Annotated in this window: 1 pseudogene; it reads left to right on the top strand. The window is 58.6% G+C overall.

The window, feature by feature from the left end:
- Positions 1–30: 30 nt before the first annotated feature.
- Positions 31–307 (top strand): annotated as a pseudogene (locus AB4558_RS22000) (hypothetical protein); the annotation flags it as partial.

Raw genomic sequence — 307 nt, 5'->3', positions numbered from 1 at the left:
GCGCAGACGGTGACGTACGCGGAAAACCAAGTGGCGGACGCGGTAGTGGGTGCCTTGTCCGGCAGCGATCTGGATGGCGTGACCAAATACGAGTTCAAACACAGTGACGGCACCTTAAGCGCCACAAGTGAAGACGGTTTCTACAGTGTCGATGCGGCCGGCAACATCAGCATCACGACAGCGGGCGTTTCGGCGGAGGTGAACGACTTCGAGCAAGGCACGAACAGTGGCGATTACCAGATGGTGATGACCGACGGTTACGGCTCGACAGCGGAAGCGACGGTGATCCTGAAAGAGAGCAACGTGG

Origin of the sequence: Vibrio sp. 10N.222.51.C5 (assembly GCF_041474575.1) — a bacterium.
Classification (GTDB): Bacteria; Pseudomonadota; Gammaproteobacteria; order Enterobacterales; family Vibrionaceae; genus Vibrio; species Vibrio crassostreae_C.
Note: the sequence above shows the minus strand (reverse complement) of the source record. Positions and strands in the feature narration are given on the sequence as shown.